Raw genomic sequence first — 19,297 nt, 5'->3', positions numbered from 1 at the left:
TTTCTTTATATTGCCTGTCCGGACAGACTTCAGCAAAGTTTACAAATGTCTTCTACTATCTGAACGTCAGTCAACCGGTTTTCCTTCAGCAGTTCCTCTGTAATGTAACGGTCGGCAAACTCTTTACGCACACCGTAAGTCAAGACCTTCATGTCCGAATCACCATAGAAACGAGCAATCTTTTCACCAAATCCACCGTCTATCTCGCCGTCTTCCAAGGTTACAACCACCGAATGGGACTGTTTCAGGCCTTCCAGCATTGCAACATCCAGCCCGGTAATATAACGTGGATTTATCAATGTTGCTTCTATTCCAGATTCCTCTTTCAGACGTTTGGCAACAGCTTCTCCCAGCGAATAGAATGCTCCCAATCCTAAAATGGCGACTTTCTCTCCTTTCCGAACCAGCTTATAGTGATTCAAATCGCTGTAATCGGTATCGTATTCCTGATTGCCGGAAACGACAGATGCTCCCGGAACACGAATGGCAACCGGATATTTGTTCTGATAAATAGACCATTTCAGCATAGCGAAATACTCTTCCTTACAAGTCGGTGCCAAGTAAACCATGTTGGGAATATTGCAAATCAACGGAATATCGAAGAAGCCCAGATGAGTTTCATCGTTCATTCCTGCTATGGTTCCCATAAAGACAACAATCGTAGCCGGATTATTATTGATGCACAAATCCTGAGAAAGCTGATCGTAAGTGCGTTGGATAAACGAACTGTATACTCCATAGACGGGCTTTCCGCCACCGGCTGCAATACCGGAAGCCAGCGCAACAGCATGTTCTTCGGCGATACCCACATCGACAAACTGACGTCCTGCCTGCTGTCTGCGTTCAGGAGTAAACCCGATAACAGAAGGAGTACCGGATGTTATGGCTACCACCGACTTGTCTTTCTTCATCTCATCGAGCAAAAACTTCGCAGTCAGGTCGGAATAATCCTCCACTCCTGAAAAATCAAACTTAGGAGCTCCTGTCTTCAAATCGAAAGGCATTCCCCAATGCCATTGTTCCTTGTGGGTTTCAGCCGGTAAATATCCCTTTCCTTTCAAGGTGTGAATGTGAACCACAACCGGACGTGGTGTATCTTTTACTGCCTTAAAGGCTGCAATCAGCGAAGCAATATCATTTCCGTCTTTCACAAACATGTAATCCAATCCCAGTGAGCGGAAGAAATTACATTCCGCTTTACCTTCTGTTTCACGCAACAAACGCAGGTTCTGATACAATCCTCCATGATTTTCGGCAATAGACATCTCGTTATCGTTTACCACAATAATCATGTTTGTCCCGTTCTCTCCCGCATTGCTCAATCCCTCATAAGCCTCTCCTCCGCTCAAAGAGCCGTCACCAATTACGGCAATAATATTTTCGCTATCCCCCTTCAGGTCACGCGCCTTCACCAGTCCGCAAGCCAAGCTAACAGACGTCGAAGTATGTCCGATAGTGAAGAAATCGTGTTCGCTTTCCTGCGGATTCGTATAACCGGACACCTTATCATAATCGGCGGCATTCAGAAAGGCTTCCTTTCTTCCGGTCAATATTTTGTGCGTATAGCTCTGGTGTGATACGTCGTATACAATCTTATCGTGTGGAGAATTGAATACATAATGTAAAGCAATGGTTGCTTCTACCATGCCCAGATTAGGGCCGATATGACCTCCATGTTCACTCAGTTTATGCAACAAAGCCTGACGCACCTCAGTGGCCAGCACTTCCATTTGCTCTACAGACAGTACCTTTACATCGGCAGGAGAATTGATTTTTTCAATATACATAATATTCTATTTTTAATGACGATGCAAAAATAAAACTTCTGTTTCAATTGCCTTCTAACCATTTTGCGGGAAATATAACCCGAATTACAGATATACGGATTTCAGCAGTCGCAAAAAAAATAAAAGAAAAACAATGTAAAAATGATAAAGATATACATCAAAAAGTGTATCTTTGTCCGCAAGTAAAACAAAGGGGTGCCCTTTTTCGACGGGCTGAGATTATACCCTAAGCACCTGATGCGGTTAGTACCGCCGAAGGGATTGTTATTCGTCTATATATCTTCTCCGGCTTCCGGGACAACTCTTTGTTATTACTTTCACTAACACATCAACATTTATGAAAGTACAAGTCAACAACAAAGAGGTGGGACTTACCACAGGAAATACTATTTCAGCTTTGGCCGTGCAATTGGATTTACCGTCGCAGGGCGTTGCCATTGCATTGAACAATCGCATGATACCTCGCAGCCAGTGGGCAGAACAGGTAATACAGGAAGGCGACAGTCTGGTTATCATTAAAGCTGCATGCGGAGGATAAGGCAATGGATTTACAGTTTATCACACATTTTACCGACCGGTATTCTTATTATGATTCAGCACGCATGGCGCTCGAGGGCGGATGCCGCTGGATTCAATTGCGAATGAAAGATGCCACTCCCGAAGAAGTCCGTACGGAAGCTGTCTGTGTACAGGCGTTATGTAAGGAATACGGAGCCACCTTCATTATCGACGATCAGGTGGAACTGGTAAAAGAGCTGCATGCCGACGGGGTTCATCTGGGGAAAAAGGATATGCCCATTGCCGAAGCAAGACAAATTCTGGGCAAAGACTTTATCATCGGAGGAACAGCAAACACTTTCGAAGACGTACAGATGCACTATCAGGCAGGAGCCGATTACATCGGGTGCGGTCCGTTCCGCTTTACAACAACCAAGAAGAATCTCAGCCCAATTCTTGGACTGGAAGGATATGCTTCCATCGTATCACAGATGAAAGCTGCCGGCATCAATCTGCCAATTGTTGCTATCGGAGGTATTACCTACGATGATATTCCTGCTATCATGCAAACCGGAGTTACAGGCATTGCCCTGAGTGGAACAATTCTACGGGCAGACAATCCGGCAGATGAAACGCATCGCATACTCGAAGCTATCCGGCGATCCAAGCAGAGGGCTCAACAATGAATGTCTATTTTTTAAAACTCAAACAAAATAAATACAATGGAAAAACTTATTATTGCCGGAAAAGAATTTGAATCCCGCTTGTTTCTGGGAACCGGCAAGTTCAATTCAAATCAACTCATGGAAGATGCCATTCTGGCATCAGGTACTGAAATGGTAACAGTTGCCATGAAACGTATCGAACTCGAAAACAAGGAAGACGACATGCTGCGCCATATTATTCATCCGCATATACAGCTATTGCCTAACACTTCAGGCGTACGTACTGCCGAAGAAGCAGTTTTTGCCGCACAAATGGCACGTGAGGCTTTCGGAACCAACTGGCTGAAACTGGAAATTCATCCGGATCCGCGTTACTTGTTGCCTGATTCTACTGAAACGCTGAAGGCAACAGAACAACTGGTGAAACTGGGATTCGTGGTATTGCCTTACTGTCAGGCTGACCCGACTTTATGTAAACGCCTGGAAGAAGCCGGAGCAGCCACTGTCATGCCGCTTGCCGCTCCTATCGGAACCAACAAAGGATTGCAGACACGCGACTTCTTGCGCATTATCATTGAGCAGAGTAATGTACCGGTTGTTGTCGATGCAGGTATCGGTGCTCCAAGCCATGCAGCCGAAGCAATGGAAATGGGTGCATCAGCATGTCTGGTCAATACAGCTATCGCCGTAGCAGGCAATCCGGTAGAAATGGCAAAAGCTTTCAAGGAAGCAGTCATTGCCGGAAGACGCGCCTACGAAGCAGGATTGGGTATCCAGTCGGAAAACCTCGTAGCTTCTGCTTCTTCTCCACTAACATCATTTTTAAATGAATAAATACATATCTTCATGGATAAAGAAAAAGACAAAAGAGCATATGCACATGCCGAAAAGGCTTACATGCAAGGAACGCTTTTCCCATTCATTAAAGTAGGAATGCAGAAGGTAAACCTTACTCCTACCGTAACAATCGTTAATGGAGAAAAGGTTACCACTCCTAATGCGCCGGTTTATGTTTACGACACAAGTGGTCCGTTCAGTGACCCGAACATTGAAATCGACCTGAAGAAAGGTCTTCCCCGTATGCGTGAAAGCTGGATTCTGGAACGTGGCGATGTAGAGCAATTGCCTTCCATTACTTCAGAATATGGCAAGATGCGCCGCGACGACCATTCGCTCGACCATCTACGTTTCGAGCATATCGCTTTGCCTTACCGTGCAAAAGCCGGAAAATGCTGCACGCAGATGTACTACGCCAAACAGAGTATCATTACTCCGGAAATGGAATATGTAGCTATCCGCGAGAACATGAACTGTAAAGAGCTGGGCATTGATACGTATATCACTCCTGAATTCGTTCGTGACGAGATAGCAGCCGGACGTGCCGTATTGCCGGCAAACATCAATCATCCGGAGTCGGAACCGATGATTATCGGACGTAACTTCTTGGTAAAAATCAATACCAACATCGGTAATTCGGCAACAACTTCCAGCATCGATGAAGAAGTGGACAAGGCTGTATGGAGCTGTAAATGGGGAGGTGACACACTGATGGATCTTTCTACCGGCGACAACATTCACGAAACTCGTGAATGGATTGTACGCAACTGCCCGGTTCCGGTGGGTACCGTGCCTATCTATCAGGCACTGGAAAAGGTAAATGGCAAAGTAGAAGACCTGACGTGGGAAATCTATCGCGATACACTGATCGAACAGTGCGAACAGGGAGTCGACTATTTCACCATCCATGCCGGTATACGCCGCCACAATGTACATCTTGCCGACAAGCGTCTGTGCGGTATTGTATCACGCGGAGGTAGTATCATGAGCAAATGGTGTCTGGTACACGATCAGGAATCATTCCTTTATGAACATTTCGACGATATTTGTGATATACTTGCCCAATACGACGTTGCCGTATCATTAGGCGACGGTCTGCGTCCGGGATGCATTGCTGATGCGAATGATGAGGCCCAGTTTGCAGAACTTGATACAATGGGCGAGCTGGTTGTACGCGCATGGGCCAAGAATGTACAGGCATTCATCGAAGGTCCGGGACATGTGCCTTTGCACAAAATCAAAGAAAACATGGAACGCCAGATCAGCCATTGCCATAACGCACCGTTCTATACCCTCGGTCCGTTGGTAACTGACATCGCCCCTGGCTACGACCACATCACATCTGCTATCGGAGCCGCTCAGATTGGCTGGCTCGGTACAGCCATGTTGTGCTACGTTACTCCGAAAGAGCATCTGGGATTGCCTAACCGTGAAGACGTACGTACCGGAGTTATCACATACAAGATTGCAGCTCATGCAGCCGATCTGGCCAAAGGTCACCCGGGTGCGCAGATACGTGACAATGCCTTGAGTAAAGCACGCTACGAGTTCCGCTGGCGCGACCAGTTCCACCTGAGTCTTGATCCGGACCGTGCGCTGGAATATTTTAACGAAGGTCGTCACACAGATGGTGAATACTGTACCATGTGTGGGCCTAACTTCTGTGCAATGAAGTTATCGCGCGACTTGTCGAATCTTAAGTAATCATTTAATTAACCAACCATTCCGCTATTTTGAAAAATAGCGGAATGTATACAAGAAATTGAAAACTAGCCATAAATATCATGTTTAGTGACGAATTAGAAAAAATAAGCTGGGAAGAAACCACCAAAGCCATCTACTCAAAAACCGAAGCCGACGTCATACGGGCCTTGGGAAAGTCACACTGCGACGTAGACGACTTTATGGCACTGATTTCACCTGCTGCCGAGAAATTTCTCGAGCCGATGGCACATTTGAGTCGTAAATACACCGAAGAACGTTTCGGAAAGACCATATCTATGTTTATCCCGCTGTACATTACCAACTCGTGTACCAACTCGTGTGTGTACTGCGGCTTTCATATTAGTAATCCGATGGCACGTACCATCCTTACGCCGGAAGAAATAGAGAACGAATACCGCGCCATTAAGAAACTCGGTCCTTTTGAAAATCTGTTGATTGTAACAGGAGAAAATCCGGCAAAGGCAGGAGTACCTTACATCGCAAAGGCTCTCGATCTGGCAAAGCCGTATTTTTCAAATCTGAAGATAGAGGTCATGCCGCTTAAGACCGAAGAATATGCCGAACTGGTAAACCACGGTCTGAACGGGGTTATCTGCTTTCAGGAAACATACAACAAGGCACGCTACAACATCTATCACCCGCGTGGCATGAAATCGAAATTCGAATGGCGTGTAAACGGCTTCGACCGTATGGGACAGGCTGGCGTTCACTCTATCGGCATGGGCGTTCTTATCGGACTGGAAGACTGGCGTACAGATGTAACAATGATGGCTTATCACCTGCGCTATCTGCAAAAGCACTATTGGAAAACAAAATATAGTGTCAACTTTCCACGTATGCGTCCGGCTGAGAATGAAGGATTCCAGCCTAATGTCATCATGAGCGACAAAGAACTGGCTCAGGTAACATTTGCCATGCGTATATTCGATCACGATGTAGATATCTCTTATTCTACCCGTGAGCCTGCCAATATCCGTGACCACATGGCAACACTTGGAGTAACGACCATGAGTGCTGAAAGCAAAACCGAGCCGGGAGGTTACTATACTTACCCGCAAGCACTGGAACAGTTCCACGTCAGCGACGAACGTACAGCCGTAGAAGTTGAAAAAGCCCTCAAGGCTATCGGACGTGAACCGGTATGGAAAGACTGGGATGCCTCATTCGACCACATCGCACAATTGCATCGTACGGTTGCCGCCAACCAATAATCAAAAGGAAATGAAATAACAAGATGAAAGGTATCCGGAAAAAGTATCATGAGTCTATCCGGATGCCTTTCTTTTTCTACGAAACAGCTATGCAACTAACTGAGAAAGAAAAAGAAAGATATAATCGTCAGATTTTACTGGAAGAGATAGGAGAAAACGGACAAGTCCTATTAAGTCAAGCCAAAGTACTCATTGTTGGCGTAGGAGGACTGGGGTCCCCCATAGCTACTTACCTCACCGGTGCAGGAGTCGGTACCATCGGACTGATGGATGACGACAACGTGAGCGAAACCAATCTGCAACGGCAGATTTTATACAACGAAACAGAAGTTGGAATGCCTAAGGCTCTTTGTGCCAAGCAACGGCTGGAAAAGCTGAACGGCCATATCACATTCAAGGCCTATCCCACACGCCTGACCAAAGAAAATGCTCAGGAAATCATCAGCCAGTACGATATCGTTGTCGATGGATGCGACAACTTTCAGACACGCTACCTGATAAATGATACCTGTGTCCTATTAAATAAGGTGTATGTCTATGGAGCCATCCGAGCTTTCGACGGACAAGTATCTGTATTCAATTACCAAGGAGGAAAAAACTACCGTGACCTTTTCCCCGACGAAGAAGAAATGTTATCCATGCCATCCCCTCCCAAAGGCGTATTAGGAGTAACTCCCGGCTTGATTGGCTGCGCACAAGCCAACGAAGTTTTAAAGGTTATTACCGGTTACGGCGAGGTTTTAAGCGGCAAATTATGGCATATTGACCTCAAAACAATGGTTACGCACACGATTTTGCTTTAAACCATTAGGAATATTACAAACATGTTACTACCTTTGCGCCACAATTATGTTTTCACATGAAACTGATATTGATAACCAAACCTACATATTTCGTAGAGGAAGATAAGATTATAACTACGCTTTTCGACGAAGGACTCGACTATCTTCACCTGCGCAAGCCCGATACCGCCCCGGTTTATGCAGAACGCCTGCTGACCCTCATTCCGGAAAAGTACCGGAAACGTATCGTAGTACATGGACATTTTTATTTGAAAGAAGAATATAATCTCAAAGGAATTCACCTAAATCATCGTAATCCGGTTGCACCCGACAATTATTCCGGGCAGATAAGTACCTCCTGCCACTCGCTGGAAGAGGTAAAAGAAAAGAAAGCAAATTTCGATTATGTATTTCTCAGTCCTGTGTTTGACAGCATCTCCAAACAAGGATATGCAGCCGAATATACTCCTGAACAGATTCGTCAGGCAGCAAAGGAGGGCATAATCGACAAACGTGTCATTGCGCTGGGAGGCATCGATGAAGACAATATCCTGCAAGTGAAAGATTACGGTTTTGGAGGAGCGGCCATTCTGGGAGGACTTTGGAACAAGTTCGACCTCAACCACGACTATAATTACCAGAACCTTATCGAACATTTCAGGAAGCTGAAACGACTTGCAGATTAAAGTTTTTTTATTTCATTTGCCATGCTTAAAGAAATGGCGTAACTTTGCACTTAAATATTAGGCAATATATCAAAATATTACAATGAGCGAAACATCATCATTCAAAGTGTTCTCGGGTACAAACTCGAGATACCTTGCAGAAAAAATCTGTAACAGTTTAGGATGCCCACTGGGTAACATGAACATTACTCATTTCGCCGACGGCGAATTTGCAGTATCTTACGAAGAATCTATTCGCGGACAGCACGTATTCCTCGTACAGTCTACTTTCCCGAATTCAGACAACTTAATGGAGCTTTTGCTGATGATCGATGCAGCAAAGCGTGCTTCAGCTAAGAGTATCATCGCCGTAGTTCCGTATTTCGGATGGGCACGTCAGGACCGTAAGGACAAGCCGCGTGTTTCTATCGGTGCAAAACTGGTAGCCAACCTGATGAGTGTTGCCGGTATCGACCGTCTGATTACAATGGACTTGCACGCTGACCAGATTCAGGGATTCTTCGATATTCCGGTAGACCACCTCTACGGCTCTACTATTTTTGCTCCTTACATCCAGTCTTTGAACTTGGAGAACCTGGTTATCGCAACCCCGGACGTAGGTGGTTCTAAGCGTGCCAGCACGTATGCCAAATATTTAGACGTGCCTTTGGTTCTGTGCCACAAGACACGTGAAAAAGCAAACGTAGTAGCTTCTATGCAAATTATCGGTGATGTAAAGGGCAAGAATGTCATCCTTATCGACGATATGGTAGATACAGCCGGTACTATTACCAAGGCTGCCGACATTATGAAAGAAGCTGGTGCTACATCTGTACGCGCTATTGCTACACACTGTGTAATGTCTGGCCCTGCTTCTGAACGTGTTCAGAACTCACAGTTGGAAGAACTTGTATTTACCGACAGTATTCCTTACTCAAACCGTTGCGCAAAAGTTAAACAGCTTTCTATCGCTGATATGTTTGCTGAAACAATTCGCCGCGTGATGACTAACGAATCTATCAGCTCACAATACTTGCTGTAATTAAAGTTTTATTATCATAATCAATGTCATCCTGAGCGTTTCTGTGAATATAGAAAACGTTTGGGATGACATTTCTTTTATACTTACGCTTAACTTATGAAGATAGTCTGGCTCGACTTGAACAGTTCTTATGCACATTCTTCCTTAGCTCTCCCTGCCATACACGCACAGCTCTCTGAAGAAACATCCTATGAATGGGATATCGTATCGGCAACAGTCAACGAAAATCCGGGCATGATTGCCGGAGAAATCTATCGGCGCCGACCCGATATTATTGCAGCAACCTGCTGGTTGTTCAATCACGAAATGTTACTTCATGTGCTTTCACGTGCCAAGGCGTTACTGCCTGATTGCTGCATCACTCTGGGAGGGCCTGAATTTCTGGGAGAGAACCAGACCTTCCTAAGGTGTCACCCTTTCGTAGACTGCGTATTCAGGGGAGAAGGAGAAGAAGCCGTCAGCCAGTGGCTGAAGTGCTGGAATACTCCCGACAACTGGACAGACATTACCGGATTATGTTATATTGACAGAATCGACGGAAGTTATCACGACAACGGCATCGCACGTGTACTCGATTTCGACCAACTGGTTCCTCCCGAAACAAGCCGTTTTTTTAACTGGAGCAAACCCTTCGTGCAACTGGAAACAACACGAGGATGCTTCAATACTTGTGCTTTCTGCGTAAGCGGAGGAGAAAAGCCTGTCCGGACCTTACCAATCGAAACCATTCGCGAACGCATCCACATCATTCATCGTCACGGCATCCGTAATATCCGTGTACTCGACCGGACGTTCAATTACAACAGCCGTCACGCCAAAGCTCTGCTCGATTTGTTTCTGGAATTTCCCGATATTCGCTTTCATCTGGAAATACACCCTGCCCTGCTCTCCGACGAGTTGAAAGCAGAACTGGCACGTATGCCTCAGGGGCTGCTCCATCTGGAAGCCGGAATACAGAGTCTTCGCGAAGAAGTACTTACAACCAGCCGTCGTATGGGCAAGCTGTCCGATGCCTTGGAGGGGCTGAAATACCTCTGCTCGCTGAACAACATGGAAACGCATGCCGACCTGATTGCCGGACTTCCGCTCTACAAGCTGGAAGAGATATTCGAAGATGTCCGTACACTTGCCTCTTACCGAGCCGGAGAGATCCAGCTTGAATCGCTGAAGCTGCTGCCGGGTACAGAGATGCGCCGCCGTGCCGACGAACTGGGCATCAAGTACTCTCCCTTTCCACCCTACGAAGTACTGGAAACAAGAGAGATTACTCCCGATGAACTGCAAACCGCACACCTGTTGTCGCGTCTGCTCGACGGATTCTACAATACCCCAGTCTGGCAAGATATTACGCGCCGCCTGATCGTAGAGCAACCCGATTTCCTGCACCGTTTTTTAGCACATCTTATCACACTTGGAGTGGCCGACCAGCCCATGAGTCAGGAACGCCGCGGGGTGATTTTATATGAATTCTGCAAACAGGCGTACCCAGCTTATGAAACAGCCGCAACACTGGCATGGATAGAAGCTGGAATGTCACTCAAGAAACAGCCTGCCGCACGCATACGCACCAAGCATGTTACACCTCCCGACAACTGGAATGTAGTATATGGCAGCTATCACGAACGATTGAGGCTCTGCCAGCTTCCAGCAACCGAAAACGAAAAAACGAATTACTGGTTCGGTTTCGAAACAGAAAGCCAGCAGACTCGCCCCGTATTCAAGGCAACAAGTTGCGAAATTTAACTTTGCAAAAATCCCGGAAAAGCCTATCTTTGCAAAAAAGCAACAGACTATGAACAGAATATGTCATCTTTTCGGAATAAAATATCCCATTGTACAGGGAGGTATGGTATGGTGTAGTGGCTGGCGACTGGCATCAGCCGTCAGTAATGCAGGCGGACTGGGACTGCTGGGAGCTGGTTCCATGCACCCCGAAACCTTACGCGAGCACATACGCAAGTGCAAGGCAGCCACCGACAAGCCTTTCGGTGTGAACGTACCTCTGATGTATCCGGAAATGGATACGCTGATGCAAATCATTGCCGATGAGGGCGTGAAGATTGTCTTTACCTCTGCGGGAAATCCGAAGACATGGACTGAATGGCTGCACGACAAGGGAATCACCGTAGCACATGTTGTTTCTTCCACACGGTTCGCAGCCAAATGTGAGGAAGCTGGCGTCGACGCCATCGTAGCCGAGGGCTTTGAAGCAGGAGGCCATAACGGCAGGGAAGAAACAACAACCCTATGCCTGATACCTGCCGTAAAGAGAAGCTGCACGCTGCCGCTTATCGCTGCCGGAGGTATTGCCACCGGCGAAGCTATACTGGCCGTAAGGGCACTGGGAGCCGACGGTGTACAAATCGGTACACGCTTCGCACTGACCGAAGAGAGTTCCGCACACTTTACGTTCAAGGACCGCTGTCTGCGCCTGAATGAAGGCGACACCATCCTGACGTTGAAACAGCTTTCTCCTACCCGACTGGTCAAGAATGATTTCTACAAGCACGTGGAAGAAGCCGAACTGAGGGGAGCTTCTGTCGACGAACTGCGGACCCTGCTGGGACACGGACGTGCCAAACTGGGTATCTTCGAAGGAGATTTATTCGAAGGAGAACTGGAAATCGGACAAGCAGCATCGATGATCAAACGTCTGCAAACGGTAGATGAGGTAATGAAAGAACTTATAGAAGACTACAATACTGCGCTTCGCCGGATGCAAGACGAATTAAACTGGAACTGATCTTTTAACCAATAACACATCAATCATGGCAGACAACTATCTGGAACGGCAGCGTGAACAGTACGAGGCACGCAAGGCCGCATGGGAAAAAGCAAAAAAACTGGGCAAAAAGAAAGTGAAACCTACAGTCAAGCCTCAGCAGCCAACGGACAAACCCTGACACATTCCACCATCATAAGCAAACAGCTTTCGGAAGCAAGTGAATCGGTTCTGAAAAAAATCGCTACCTTTGCACGATTTTTTAAAGAAAAGCAAGATGAGAAACGCATACGAAGAAAGACTTGGAACCGACCGCATGCTGCCACTTATATTCAAGATGGCACTTCCCGCTGTCGCCGCACAGTTGGTAAACCTGCTATATAATATCGTCGACCGTATTTATATCGGTCATATTCCCGATATAGGAACAGATGCACTGGCGGGCATTGGAGTGACAAGTGCCGTCATTATCCTGATATCTTCGTTTTCGGCCATCGTAGGAGGCGGAGGAAGTCCGCTCGCAGCCATCGCCCTGGGACAAGGCAACCGTGAACGCGCAGGCAAAATTTTAGGCAACGGATTTATCCTGCTGTTACTTTTCACACTGGTAACCTCGGGCATCACTTACATCTTCATGGAGCCGATACTGCTCTTTACCGGAGCGTCCGAACGTACTATCGGCTACGCAACCGACTATCTTTCCATTTATCTGCTGGGCACCTTGTTCGTAGAATTGTCCGTAGGGCTGAATACGTTTATCAATACGCAGGGACGTCCTGCCATTGCCATGTGCTCGGTACTGATCGGTGCCATCCTGAACATCGGTCTGGACCCTCTGTTCATCTTCACCTTCGGTATGGGAGTAAAGGGAGCCGCACTCGCAACCATTCTGTCGCAGGCATGCAGCGCCATTTGGGTAATATCTTTCCTTATATCGAAAAAAGCCTCGCTCAGGCTGGAATACAAATACATGAAACTGCATAAAGGCATTGTACTCTCCATCTTTGCATTGGGCATCTCACCATTCATCATGTCGAGTACAGAGAGTCTTGTGGGCTTCGTACTGAACAGCAGTCTGGAAAAATTCGGAGATATCTACGTCAGTGCATTGACCATCATGCAGAGCGCCATGCTCATTGTAAGCGTTCCGCTGTCAGGATTTGCTCAAGGTTTTGTCCCCATTGCCAGCTACAACTATGGTCAGCACAACAAAGAACGCCTGAAAGAATGCTTTAAAATAGTACTGACCATTATGTTCTCCTTCAATTTTCTGCTGGTACTGTTCATGATTCTCTTCCCGTCGCTGGTAGCATCTGCCTTTACAAGCGACCAGAAACTGATAGCGACCGTAGAACAAGTCATGCCTGTTTTTCTGGGAGGGATGACCATCTTCGGCTTGCAGCGTGCCTGCCAGAACATGTTCGTCGCACTGGGGCAAGCCAAAGTATCAGTCTTCATAGCCTTGCTACGCAAGGTTCTGCTGCTCATTCCGCTGGCACTTCTCCTGCCCCGCTTCATGGGCATGATTGGTGTTTATGCTGCCGAAGGAATCTCCGATGCAACCGCAGCCATCTGCTGCACAGCTATTTTTGCCATGCAGTTTCCCCGCATTCTACGCAAAATGCAGGATAAAGCCTGAATACATCCTTATTCTGATTCAGGCTTCCGGCTCATTACCCGGTGGAAATCGTTCACAATCTGCTGTCCCATATTGATACGTGTACTGTCCACCTTACGGATTTCTACCGGAGTAACGGCATCCTTATATTTTGCCTTGCCCAGCTTGAATTTCATTTTATCCAGATTTCCCGTAATATTCACGCCCATCTTAAACGGCAGAGGCGATTTCAGGATAGAGATATGGTAACTGAAGTTCATATCCAACCCCTGAGTTCCTCCTACCGCCGCCTTATACCGGTCTATCTGTACAATGAAAGGATAAACCGTTACGTTACCATCTTTCACCGTCATGTTCACGGAAATACTGTCGAACATGTTACGCTTCTTGTTCTTGAACATCAGCATTTTCGAAATCTCGGCAAATGTTTCTCCATCCATCAGCACCAGACTGTCACCCTTGATGTGTACGGCAGAGCGCAACGACGGAATCTTGATATTCAGATTCGAGTCGAGTACCGCTTCGGCAGCCGCATCAAAGTCGACCACTCCCTGAAACGAACGAAGCATCGGGACAATCGTGTCCAGCGACGGAACAAATTCTACCAGCTTGGCAATATTGATTTTATGTAATTTAAAATCGAATCCGGCATATCCGCTCTTCTTTTCACGAGCCCGATAAACCAGTGTAGCATTCATTTGCGCATCCATTCCCCGCATGCTCAAGTCCTTCAGATGAACAGCCTGATTCCGGATGTCGACAGCTCCATGCACATCTTCGAAGACCATATTATCATACTTCACCCGCTTCAGGTTGGTCTGTAACTCGAAATCCAGGTTTTTAGGAATAACGAACAGTTCCAAAGAAGCAGAAGTCGTATCGGCTTCTGCCTGTAACGTATCTTCCGGAAAGTTCAATGAGTTGATAATCTGGTTACAGTCCAGATTACGAGAGGATATTTCCAGTTTCGCACGCAACGGACGATGGCGCTTCATTGTACCATATAAATCGTAGACAACCCCCGTTGCCGTCAAGTCTGAGTGTCCCACCCGGCAGGTAGCATTCTTCAATGTTATCATCCGGTTGCCTACCGTTACCGAAGTTTTCTTCATACGTATAGGCAATGCAAATTCAGGGGTCGACATCTTCATGCGATTAAAACCGATGATACCTTTCGGAATCCAGAGAGAATCACGCAACTTCTCGGCAGTAACTGCAAAGCCAGCCTTATCCATTCCCATCTTTGTCTGTCCTGCACGACAGAACATGGTGTCTGCTTTCAGAGAAAGAGCAACCTGAGGCATCGAAGGATTCTTCTTTCCCGGCTGCAGGCGCACGGTAGCATCCGCTTTCTGGCAGAACAAGGCAAGCGAGTCGCCCATGTTTCCCTTCAGCCGGTTCAGCAAGAATTTACACTCCATATCGGCTATACGGGTAGTATCCTGCGGGTTGGTAGACTTGACCGTCATCGTAAGCTTTTCCACATTCGAATTACCCAGCTTAGAGCGCAAGACAAGCTTATTAATTTCTGCCTGAGCCGCCAGATTATCATTGCCCATAAATTTCAGAGAAGCGTCGCTTGTAAACTCGAAATCCCTGTTCGTATCGCGCAACGAAAGATTTTTCAGTTCCAGTTTTCCCGCCATACGGATACGTCCCAAGTCCTGCTTCTTGATGGAAGACAGCCGGCACTTCAGATGCAGGTCGGCATCCAGATTTCCGCCAATCGTCACTCCATCCTGCAAAGGAAACGTCTTTGCCAGTGCAGTCAGGTCTGCTTTCGATTTCGTATTAAACGTAATATCGGGATCCCCCAGCAGGTCGGTCACCTTGGCATCGGCAAGAATATCTGTATGCGCTCCCTGAAAATGGAAAATCTTCAAGTCGGCATACGAAGGCTGCTGGCGCATCAAATCGACAAACGCATGAAAGTCGGCTGTAAAATCATCTATCCCGTACGGAAGTTTGTCGTACTTGGCCGATGCCTTGTCTATCTTGACTTTCAGTGTCACGGCAGGCATCTGTTCTTTTCCATACCATCCTTTCACGTCACCTTCCATCTTCACGCTCCCCTTTGCCGTCATCTCTTCACGCTTCAACACACTCTCAGGAATCATATTCAATACTGTTTCCAGCGAAGGGGCATGTAAACCATAGGCCATATCTATACAGAGAGCACGCTGAACCGTATCGCGTTTCAGGGTTCCCTTCACATCGAAAGTTATACCATTGATAGAAATATTGGCATCCTTCAGCGTCAGAGTACGTGTACGGCGGTCCAGATCGAGCGAGGTCTTCAGCTCTGTAGCAACCTTGTTGACCAGCAACTGACCGTCCTGCCAGAAAAGTACATTATCGTTGGCAAACCGCAGCCCCAGCGTAGAATGTTCCTTATGCAAGGAAGCTGTCAGGTTCAGCGAAGCATTCGTCAGACGGGCATACACCCTCGTATCGCGGTCATCAAAAATCACATTCGCACGTTTCAGTGCAACCCGGCGAATATCAATACCTCCCGACAACATTTGCTTATCTGCCGAGGCTGTATCGGCTTCAACCTCAGCCGTATCGGAAGCCATAATATCCCAGTTGGCTATCCCGTCTTTATTCTTAAAAGCATAGACCGATGCATCTTCCAGTCCCAGATAGTTCAACGTAACCTTCCGCTCCATCAAGTAATCCAAAGGATTAATCACGACCACACACTTTCCAAACGAAAGCAGCGAATCGGTCTTTTGCCATGCCGTATCATTCAGCACTTTCGACACCAGATGTCCGTCTACCAGCTTCAGACCGAAACGGGGAAAAGTAGAAAAGAAAGTCAGTTCTACACTTTTCATGTCGAGTTTGGCGTTCAGCGCCTGATTGGCCGTTTTAAGCACCACAGGCGTAAGTCTTGCAGGTGTAAATACAAAATTTGTCACAATCACGATGACTATCAAGACAACCGCAATCAGTGAGCCGAAAGAAATTCCGGCTATTTTCAATATCCCTTTTGTACGTTTCTTCATAATTATCACGCTTTCTAAATTTCAGGCAAAGATACAATCTTTACGATTCCGGTGTATGCTGTTTTTCTTTTAATTAAGAACTTACTTTTTTCTGCCCGTCTTCCGGAAAAAACGTCCTGACGTTTTCTGAAAATTTGTACAAATTTTCTAAGTTTTTGTACAAAAACAAATGCCTTTCCGTACAGATCTCAGGAGGAATGTCGTCAGGTTATAAAAATATTTTCACTTTTATCGAATAATATTCCACTTTCCCAAAAACATTTATTACCTTTAATTGTTTATTATAAAGATAAGCCTTATGAAAAAAAATCACATTAGGAGCTTTCATGCTCCTGGCAATCACAACCGCATGCAGGGACGATAGCTATAGCCTCCCCGCAAAATCATCAACCAATCTTGTTACTCCAGCACTACATACCCGTGTGAGCGACTCCCAAAGTCCTCTCACCGGTATCGTAGAGGCTTATCCTTGTGTGCAAGGTAGTTCCATCTATTTCGGGAACTACGTGAATAATACCTTAAATGTATTTTACGGCTTTTACAACATTCTGGATGGAAACATTACAGGAGACTACAACCGCGAAATTTCGCTGCCGGTCGGTACTTACAACATTGTGTATTGGGGAACCCCCAAATACGAAGAACCCATTCACACCACTCCGGCAATCGTAGAGCCCGGACTGACTCTCGGAGCAGATTTGTCGCAACTGTATTTCGGACTGCGAAAGAACGATCAGGATACAACATACATTCCTGTATACGACATGGTACATACCAACAAAGAAGTCCACATCGGGCAAGAAGATCTGGAAGCAAACATGAACCGAGTTGTAGCCGGATTGAAAGTAATCGTCAAGGCCAAAAATAATGCCGTCATCAATTCAAACATCACCGATATGAAAGTACTAATTGGTGGAATTGCAGAAAAGCTGAACTTGTATACGGCCGAACCTGCCAATATGACGAAAACAGTTAAATTTGACCTGGTACGATCGACCGACAATACCGAGATGAGCAATGCAATGGTTATGTTATTTCCTTCAACAGCCAACCCGCCACTCACACTGGTCATTACATTAAAAGACGGAAGCGTACATACCCTGTCGAAAAATCTGGCTTCAACCCTGACCGCCAATACACGCCTGACGGTAAACATCGTTATCGGAGATATTTTTGCAGGGGGGAGTTCCGGAAAATTCACAATTGAAAACTGGAACGAAGCCAGTGAAACAATTGAGTTTCCAGTGGTGGATTGAAGAAAAACTAAGTCCTTTCGGGGCTCCCCTGCCCTAAAAGCTTTAGCTATACAAGAATCCGTCCGACTGAAATACAGCATGATATTCTCTTAAAACAGACAAGCTGCAAACCGATTTCCAACTGAAAATTCGACGGAAAAGGGTTCAAACCCATCTTAAAAATTAGGAAAAATCCTCGCCAAGCTATAACTTTGCGAGGATTTTTTTATACATATTATGTACATATTCCGTTCGATACACGAAATTATAAATACCGTTTCCGCTGCAAGAGGGCTGCTGACGGAAATGTTCGAGAAAAGAAAAATACTCAGCTTCAGATATTCCGACGCACTGGCTTTGCTGAAAGACGACGAAAACCGCCTGAAACTGCTCATAGAAAAAGAGGTCATTCATCAGAACGGCAATTTTGTGGAACTGGACGCGCGGTTCATGGATTTCTTCGAGCTCCTGCTTGAAGCAAACGAAGAAATCAATACGGCTGTCATAGACGAGAACATCGAGTATCTTCACGAGCTTATGGATTATTACCTGAAGGAACGCATTCCTGCGCGTAAGGCCAGCTACGTAAGAAACATCAAGATTACATTTCAGAAAATAGCGCGTACTACTATCCGTAATATCATGAACCTGCAAACCAGCATCGACAATGCCTTCAAGCATGAACCGACCTATCAGATAAAAATTGCCAAGCTGGAAAACCTCGACAAGAAGCGAATCAATATCCAGCAACTGATTGACACGACGGAAAACTTGATATTACACGAAGAACGACTGTTCTTCCAGCAGGCAACCGACGAGGAACTAAGCCGCATTCTGCTGGAATTGCGCCGGGAACTGCAGTTGTCGGCCCATAGTCTTATCCGTGCCCAGCAGGATATTATCAATTACCTGAACCAGATTAAGAGCCAGATTATTCTGGTGGAAAAGATACGTCGGGTAAAATACCTGCAAGATCAGTTTGAACTGCGTGCCAAGAGTAATCTTGCCGAAGTGCTGGAACGTGAGCATTCGGTACTGCTGGAGGGAACAACACCTACATCGTTTAAACTATCTCTCAACTTCCTGAACTCGGACGAGGCACGCCCCATCATTCTGAAAGTAATAAAGAATCTTCAGTACCGGGAAACGATACGCAGCAACGAGGCTGGCGCCTTCAGCGAAGAAGACCTGACTTCACAGGCCATGTATCAGGAAAGTATCAATCTGGAGGAAACGGTGGGCGATTATATTCAGGCACAAACCGAAGCGATATGGAAAGATCCTACGGCAGAGCCGGAGGATTTGTTCTCGTTCCTGATGCGCTATTCATTCCGCAGGGAGGTAAACGAAGAAGAACGTACTACACTGTTTTGCCAAATTGTGTCACTTTATGAATCGCAGTTTCGCATTACAGACGAGTTCGGTGTATACAAGAATTATGAATATGCTCGCATCTACCCGATGCAATAAACACATATCGTGCTGCCAATAAATAAATTGCA

The 19,297-nt window shown here is 46.3% G+C and carries 16 protein-coding genes and 1 riboswitch; of the genes, 14 read left to right on the top strand and 2 right to left on the bottom strand.

All coding sequences use genetic code 11. From position 1 onward, the window contains the following. Positions 1–29 precede the first annotated feature (29 nt). Complete coding sequence (locus ACZM60_RS01255; RefSeq protein WP_489520590.1) at positions 30–1,787, bottom strand: 1-deoxy-D-xylulose-5-phosphate synthase; 1,758 nt, start codon at positions 1,785–1,787, stop codon at positions 30–32. 181 nt (positions 1,788–1,968) lie between these two features. Continuing rightward, positions 1,969–2,065: riboswitch (TPP riboswitch) on the top strand. 59 nt (positions 2,066–2,124) lie between these two features. Here ACZM60_RS01255 and thiS point away from each other — a divergent pair. From thiS to ACZM60_RS01195, 12 genes are all read left to right on the top strand, one after another. Beyond that, positions 2,125–2,325: a sulfur carrier protein ThiS gene (gene thiS / locus ACZM60_RS01250; protein WP_489520589.1), complete on the top strand. Its 201-nt coding sequence runs from the start codon at positions 2,125–2,127 to the stop codon at positions 2,323–2,325. A 4-nt stretch (positions 2,326–2,329) separates the two neighbouring features. Then, a complete protein-coding gene (locus ACZM60_RS01245; RefSeq protein ID WP_021970054.1) occupies positions 2,330–2,971 on the top strand; it encodes a thiamine phosphate synthase in 642 nt (213 codons plus the stop codon). Positions 2,972–3,007: 36 nt separating this feature from the next. Continuing rightward, positions 3,008–3,784, top strand: a complete 777-nt coding sequence (locus tag ACZM60_RS01240) for a thiazole synthase (RefSeq protein ID WP_021970055.1) — start codon at positions 3,008–3,010, stop codon at positions 3,782–3,784. Between the two features lie 12 nt (positions 3,785–3,796). Next, complete coding sequence (gene thiC, locus ACZM60_RS01235; RefSeq protein WP_489520588.1) at positions 3,797–5,491, top strand: phosphomethylpyrimidine synthase ThiC; 1,695 nt, start codon at positions 3,797–3,799, stop codon at positions 5,489–5,491. A gap of 80 nt (positions 5,492–5,571) precedes the next feature. Continuing rightward, positions 5,572–6,723: a 2-iminoacetate synthase ThiH gene (thiH, locus tag ACZM60_RS01230; RefSeq protein ID WP_489520587.1), complete on the top strand. Its 1,152-nt coding sequence runs from the start codon at positions 5,572–5,574 to the stop codon at positions 6,721–6,723. 89 nt (positions 6,724–6,812) lie between these two features. Next, positions 6,813–7,526, top strand: coding sequence for a HesA/MoeB/ThiF family protein (locus tag ACZM60_RS01225; RefSeq protein ID WP_418587224.1), 714 nt, complete (start codon positions 6,813–6,815; stop codon positions 7,524–7,526). Between the two features lie 56 nt (positions 7,527–7,582). Further along, the gene (locus ACZM60_RS01220) at positions 7,583–8,191 is read left to right on the top strand and encodes a thiamine phosphate synthase (RefSeq protein ID WP_021970059.1); all 609 of its coding nucleotides are present in this window, start codon (positions 7,583–7,585) and stop codon (positions 8,189–8,191) included. An 82-nt stretch (positions 8,192–8,273) separates the two neighbouring features. Beyond that, positions 8,274–9,212 (top strand): ribose-phosphate pyrophosphokinase, encoded by a 939-nt coding sequence (locus tag ACZM60_RS01215; RefSeq protein ID WP_021970060.1) that lies wholly within the window; start codon positions 8,274–8,276, stop codon positions 9,210–9,212. Positions 9,213–9,308: 96 nt separating this feature from the next. Then, positions 9,309–10,955, top strand: coding sequence for a B12-binding domain-containing radical SAM protein (locus ACZM60_RS01210; protein ID WP_489520586.1), 1,647 nt, complete (start codon positions 9,309–9,311; stop codon positions 10,953–10,955). A 49-nt stretch (positions 10,956–11,004) separates the two neighbouring features. After that, a complete protein-coding gene (locus ACZM60_RS01205; RefSeq protein ID WP_340319291.1) occupies positions 11,005–11,955 on the top strand; it encodes an NAD(P)H-dependent flavin oxidoreductase in 951 nt (316 codons plus the stop codon). Between the two features lie 25 nt (positions 11,956–11,980). Beyond that, the gene (locus tag ACZM60_RS01200) at positions 11,981–12,115 is read left to right on the top strand and encodes a hypothetical protein (RefSeq protein ID WP_021970594.1); all 135 of its coding nucleotides are present in this window, start codon (positions 11,981–11,983) and stop codon (positions 12,113–12,115) included. Positions 12,116–12,211: 96 nt separating this feature from the next. Further along, positions 12,212–13,573 (top strand): MATE family efflux transporter, encoded by a 1,362-nt coding sequence (locus ACZM60_RS01195; protein ID WP_340319292.1) that lies wholly within the window; start codon positions 12,212–12,214, stop codon positions 13,571–13,573. A gap of 8 nt (positions 13,574–13,581) precedes the next feature. Here the strand turns inward: ACZM60_RS01195 and ACZM60_RS01190 are convergent, their stop codons facing one another. After that, the gene (locus ACZM60_RS01190; protein WP_489520585.1) at positions 13,582–16,560 is read right to left on the bottom strand and encodes an AsmA family protein; all 2,979 of its coding nucleotides are present in this window, start codon (positions 16,558–16,560) and stop codon (positions 13,582–13,584) included. Positions 16,561–16,886: 326 nt separating this feature from the next. Here ACZM60_RS01190 and ACZM60_RS01185 point away from each other — a divergent pair, with 326 nt between their 5' ends. Together ACZM60_RS01185 and ACZM60_RS01180 are read left to right on the top strand one after the other, a co-directional pair. Continuing rightward, positions 16,887–17,816, top strand: a complete 930-nt coding sequence (locus tag ACZM60_RS01185) for a FimB/Mfa2 family fimbrial subunit (RefSeq protein ID WP_489520584.1) — start codon at positions 16,887–16,889, stop codon at positions 17,814–17,816. Between the two features lie 216 nt (positions 17,817–18,032). Then, the gene (locus tag ACZM60_RS01180) at positions 18,033–19,265 is read left to right on the top strand and encodes a hypothetical protein (RefSeq protein ID WP_418586907.1); all 1,233 of its coding nucleotides are present in this window, start codon (positions 18,033–18,035) and stop codon (positions 19,263–19,265) included. Positions 19,266–19,297: the final 32 nt, after the last annotated feature.

It is taken from the genome of Phocaeicola sp. (genome assembly GCF_057861905.1).
The sequence above is the reverse complement of the archived record's forward strand: the minus strand, read 5'-3'. Positions and strand labels throughout refer to the sequence as shown.